Source organism: Planomonospora algeriensis, assembly GCF_977012225.1.
Genome location: NZ_CDRNDK010000432.1, coordinates 1 through 5,204, shown reverse-complemented (window position 1 = coordinate 5,204; position 5,204 = coordinate 1). Strand labels below are relative to the sequence as shown.

5 protein-coding genes are annotated in these 5,204 nt (G+C 74.0%); all 5 read right to left on the bottom strand.

The annotated features are described in order from the left end of the window. A partial coding sequence (locus ACWJ6R_RS29570) for a hypothetical protein (protein WP_449065374.1) occupies positions 1–953 on the bottom strand: 953 nt, incomplete at its 3' end. 196 nt (positions 954–1,149) lie between these two features. Next, positions 1,150–2,559 carry a PH domain-containing protein gene (locus tag ACWJ6R_RS29565; RefSeq protein WP_449065373.1) on the bottom strand — a complete coding sequence of 470 codons (1,410 nt, stop codon included), beginning with the start codon at positions 2,557–2,559 and terminating at the stop codon, positions 1,150–1,152. Positions 2,560–2,769: 210 nt separating this feature from the next. Continuing rightward, on the bottom strand, positions 2,770–3,393 hold the full coding sequence (locus ACWJ6R_RS29560) for a PH domain-containing protein (RefSeq protein ID WP_449065372.1): 624 nt from the start codon (positions 3,391–3,393) through the stop codon (positions 2,770–2,772). Continuing rightward, positions 3,393–4,019 carry a TetR/AcrR family transcriptional regulator gene (locus tag ACWJ6R_RS29555; RefSeq protein WP_449065371.1) on the bottom strand — a complete coding sequence of 209 codons (627 nt, stop codon included), beginning with the start codon at positions 4,017–4,019 and terminating at the stop codon, positions 3,393–3,395. The genes ACWJ6R_RS29560 and ACWJ6R_RS29555 overlap by 1 nt, the downstream gene beginning before the upstream one ends. Before the next feature lie 112 nt (positions 4,020–4,131). Beyond that, positions 4,132–5,204: aminomethyltransferase family protein (locus ACWJ6R_RS29550; RefSeq protein WP_449065370.1), on the bottom strand; the 1,073-nt coding region annotated here is incomplete at its 5' end.

Below are 5,204 nucleotides of genomic sequence, written 5' to 3'. Positions count from 1 at the left end.
CGGCGTCCGTCCCCGGTCACCGCGGGCGCGCCCACGGTGACCGCGGTGAACTCGGCGGTCCGGACCTCGCCGCCGTGCTTGAAGTCCAGGAACAGGCGGTAGGCCCCCGCGCTGGGCACCTCGGCGTGGAAGGTGATGCCCGGCCCGGCCGCGGTCTTCCCGTCGCCGGGCTCGCCTCCCGGGTGGACGTGCAGGTAGGCCAGGTCGCCGTCGCGCAGCGCGACGAGGTGGCCGTAGGCGCCGAGGTAGGGCTCCAGGTCGGTGACGGGCTCGCCGCCCCTGCTCACCGAGAGCGTCAGGGCGCTCGACCGGCCGGCGACCAGGTCACCGGCGAGGGTGACCGTGTAGCCGTCCACGGTCGCGGTGCGCACGGGTGCGCCGAGGGACTCGGGCCGGTAGTCGCCGGGGGCCGACAGGTCCATGCCGAGCGTCATGCCCTCCGCTCCCGCGGGGGCGAAGTCGGCGAACGCGCGGTACTCCCCTGGCTCGGGCAGGGTCAGCGGGACCGACCAGGTGCCGTCGGCCGCCCGGACCGGGTGCAGGTGCTGGAAGCCGGTCAGGTCCCGGCGGACCACGATGAAGTGCAGCTCCTTCTCGTGCTGCGGGGTGAACCGGGTCACCGGGCGGCCGTCGGGGCCGGTCACCGAGAAGCGGAAGTCCGTCTTCTCGCCCGGTTCGACCACGTCCGCCCTCGGCACCAGCGTGTATCCGCCCGCCGACACCTGGAGCCCGCCCGGCACCTCGGCGCCTCCCCCGGTCCCGTCGCCCTTCACCGGTCCCGCGGAGGCGTGATCCCCTCCGTGGGAGGTCTCCCCGCCGGGGGCCGCGACGCCGTGAGAGGCCGCGGCCTTCGTCTCCCCCACCGGCCCGACCGCCCTGCCGACGCCCAGCGCCCCTCCGAACACCGCCGCCAGGCCGAGCACGTACGCGCCCACTTTGGTTGCGCTGTTCATCACCCCTCCTCCACACATACCCCCTATGGGTATCTTGTCATTCCAGAATGCCACACCGCTCCGCGCCTCACAACCCATGGGGGGTATAAGCCGGACGGATTCCGGGAGCGCGTCCCCTGCACACGTGGCGCGCCCCGGATCACCGCGGGGCGCGCCCGGACCCCGCCCTCAGGTGATCGGGGTCTCGATCGGGGTCTCAGCGGACGAACGGCGCCAGCAGACCGGGGACCGACTCCTCGGCGAAGGCCAGGCCCTCCGCGACGGAGACGTCCCTCACCTTGTACGAGCCCGAGCCCGCCGCCGTCGTCGCCGCCAGGGTGACCAGGCCCGACCGGCGCTGGAAGGGCGACCGGCTGACCGTCCAGCCGATGACCGCGGTACGGCGCAGCGCCACGGTCCTGCGCCGGGCGGTGCCGTACCGCGTGACGAGGTAGGGCCCGTCGAGGCCGTGACCCAGGTTCCGGTAGGCGTCCAGGGCCAGGAGCAGGGTGACCGGGAGCAGGACGGGACCGGCCAGCCACAGGAGGCCGGGGACCCAGCTCAGCCAGGCGGCGAGACCACCCAGGACCGCGGAGACGACCACCGGCGGCCAGAGCGCCCGGACGACCCTGCGGCGGAGCGCGGCACGGGGATGGGCGGCCAGGGGCGCCAGGGTGGGCGACACCGCCCCCGGCTTCCCCCCGGGCGTCGTCTCCGGAGGCGTCTGCGCGGACGCCTCCGCGGAGAGCACCGCCCCGGCGACCCGGTGCGCCTCCGCGCGCGGGGCGGGCGGCAGCAGGACGACCGACTCGTCCTCGCCGAGACCGGTGGCCACGGCCTTCAGCCTTGCCCCGCCGCCCCAGCGCAGCGGCAGCGGCTCGGCCAGCTCGACCCCGTACAGCCGGCGCTCCTCCAGCGTCATGGACCGCGTGGTCAGCAGGCCGCGTCGTACCGAGAACGCGCGGTCGGGCTCGCGGGTCAGGCGGAAGTTCCACCACGCCTCCACGTACAGCAGCAGGGCACCCGACAGACCGATGGAGAGCACGATCGCGACCGCGACGGCCACGACCACGACCGGGTCGGTCTCGGTGACGCGGCTCCAGAGGTCACCGAGGAAGCCGACCTCGGCCGGGTTGATCCCGAAGGCGTCCAGCACCCGGAAGAACACCCCGAACGGGGCCAGGCCGATCAGCAGCGACCAGCTGCTCAGCAGGGCGTAACCGATCCAGGCCGGGCGCAGCTCCGTGATGACCCCGTCCGCCGGAGCCGTACGGCCCAGCAGTTCCACCCGCAGCAGGCGGGCGCCGGTGCGGGAGACCCCATCGAGGACGAGGCCCTTCTCGTCGTCGGTCCGGCCCGTGCCGATCCTGACGGTGACCAGGCCGAAGAACCGCCGGAGCGGGTCGGCCGTGAGGTCGACGCTGCGCACCCGGTCGCGCGGGACCGAGTGGTGCCTCCGGAAGACGAGCCCGGAGCGGAGTTCCACCCGCTCGGCGGTGACCCGGTACCGGGTGGTCGCGTAGCGGATGAGGCCGGCCACCGCGATCACGGCGAAGACCACGAGGATCACACCGAGCGTGATGGCGGCCTGGAGGCCGAGCCCGTCACGGGCGAACGGCAGCGTCACCGCGACGGGCGCCGCGGGCCCGAGCGACCGGGCCAGGGTGAACCGGAGCAGCCGCGGGTCGAGCCGCGACCACCCCGCCCCCGCCCCGGCATTCTCCGCGGCGGCGCTCCCGGCGCGCCTCCGTGCTCCCGGCGCTCCCGGCGCGCTCCGTGATCTCGGCGCCGTCGACGGCCACGGCGTCCCCGGCCGTCCCGGCGTACTCGTCCCGGCTCACGTGGCGTCCTCCGGAACGACCTGGGTGCGGGCGGTGAGACGCTCGACGAGGTCGGCGGCGAGGGCCCGGTCGATCCCGTTGATCTTGACGGCCCCGGCGGCCGAGGCGGTGGTCACGGTCACCCCGGCCAGACCGAAGATCTGCTGGATCGGGCCCCTGAGCGTGTCCACGGTCTGGATCCGGGACATCGGAGCGACCCGCCACTTGTGCCAGATCCACCCGGAGGCGGTGTAGACCGCGTCGTCCGTGACCTCCCAGCGGTGCACGCGATAGCGCACCCGGGGCATCACCAGCGCGTAGACCAGGCCGGGCACCGCGACGATCAGGGCCGGGAGGAGGAGCCAGAACCGGGCGGGCGGGATCAGCAGACCGAGCAGGACCAGGACCAGCACGGGTGGGGCGACCAGCACCAGCGCCTGGCCGGTCCACCAGCCGACGGCACGGGCGTCCACCGGGTTGCGCGGGGGACGGAGGCCGGACGGCGCTTCCCGGCCCGCGGACGGATCCCGCGGGGACCGGCCCGCGGACGGATCCCGCGGGGAGACGTGCCGGAAGCCGGGCTCGGAACCGGGCTGGAAGCCGGGCTCGGAACCGGGCCGGGAGGCGGGCTCGGAGGACATCATCGTTCCTTCCTGGTGGCGATGTCGAAGGTCGTGATGAGTTCGCGCGCGTAGGCGTCGAAGTCGAGATCGGGATGAGTCGCCAACTGGATGAACACGCCGTCGACCGCCTGCTTGACCGTGACGGCCATCACCCGGGTGGAGAACTCCCGGAACTCCCCCGTGAGCTGCCCGAACCGCAGGATCTCCTCGACGGACGACACCTCCGGCTCGTTGGCGCCCATGTCGAGCCTCGGCCTGCCGTCGGTGTGGCGGAAGGCCGACCAGATGTCCGACAGAGCGATCATGTGAGCCCGGTGGGTCCGGTAGAACTCGACGGTCGACTCGATGTAGGCGCCGAGCATGGCCGCGGCGGTGGTCTGGGCCTCGACCCGCGGACGGGTGAAGGCGTCGCCGAGGGTGAACGCCTCGTCGACCACCTGCTGGATCAGTTCGTCCTTGCCCTTGAAGTGGTAGGAGATCACGCCCTTGCTGATCCCGGCCCGCTTGGCGATCAGCGCCAGCGACGCCTGCGCGTAACCCACCTCGGCGATCACCTCGATCGCGCAGGCGACGATCTGCGCCCGCCGGGCCGTCTCGATGAAGGATCGCCCTTCCTGACCGACCGGATCATTTTTTGACCGCATGGCCAAAAAATAGCACATGCGGTCATACCCTCCGGTTCCGAGGCGGATCACCACGAGAAGACCGCGACAGGCGGCCAGGGAGGCGGCCGGAGAGGCGGAGTCCGCCTCCCGGTCAGTCCGGCAGCCGCCTGACCCGCTCGGAGGCGGGGTCGTAGAGCGGCTCGGCGACCACGGAGGCGTCCACCCAGGTCCCGGTGACACCCACCTGGACCCGGTCCCCCGGGGCCAGGGCGGCGGGCAGGTAGGCGTAGGCGATCGAGCGGTCCACCCGGTGGCCGTACCCGCCGCTCGTCACGCGGGAGGCCGGCTCGCCGCCGATCCGGACCGGCTCCCCGCCCAGGCAGACCCGCCGGGGGTCGTCGAGGACCAGGCAGCGCAGCCGCCGCGCGGGTCCGGCGTCCCGCAGCAGGGCCTCGCGGCCGAGGAAGTCCTTGTCCCGGGCGACCGCGAAGCCCAGGCCCGCCTCCAGCGGGGTGGTCTCCGGGGTGATGTCCAGACCCCAGACCCGGTACCCCTTCTCCAGGCGCATCGAGTCGATCGCCCGGTACCCGCCGGGGCGCAGGCCGTACGGCGCGCCGGCCCGCATGAGCGCGTCCCAGAGCGTGAGGCCGTACTCCGACGGGCAGTACAGCTCCCAGCCGAACTCGCCGACGAACGTGACCCGCTGGGCCAGCACCGGGACGTTCCCCACGCTGATCTCCCGGGCCCGCAGGTAGCCGAAGGCCAGGTCGTCGGGGGAGAGCGCGCCGAGGACGGCCGCCGCGCGCGGGCCCCACAGGCAGTAGCAGGCGTAGGCCGAGGTGACGTCGCGCACCTCCAGGCCGTGCCCGCGCAGCCAGGCGGCGTCGTGCACGCCGAAGGCGGTCCCGGTGACCAGCCGGAAGCGGTCGGCGGCCAGGCGGGTGACGGTCAGGTCGGCCTCGACGCCGCCGCGGGCGTTGAGCAGCTGGGTGTAGACGACCGAGCCGACGGGCCGGTCCAGCTCACCGGCGCAGGCCCGCTGGAGCCGTTCCAGCGCGCCGGGACCGGAGACCTCCAGCTTGGCGAACGAGGTCTGGTCGAACAGCCCGGCCGCGTCCCGCGTGACCAGGCACTCGGCGCGCACGGCCGGCGACCAGATCCGCCCGGCCCACCCCTCCGGCCGAGCCCTCTCCCCCCAGGCCCCGCGGGCGCTCCCGGCCCCGC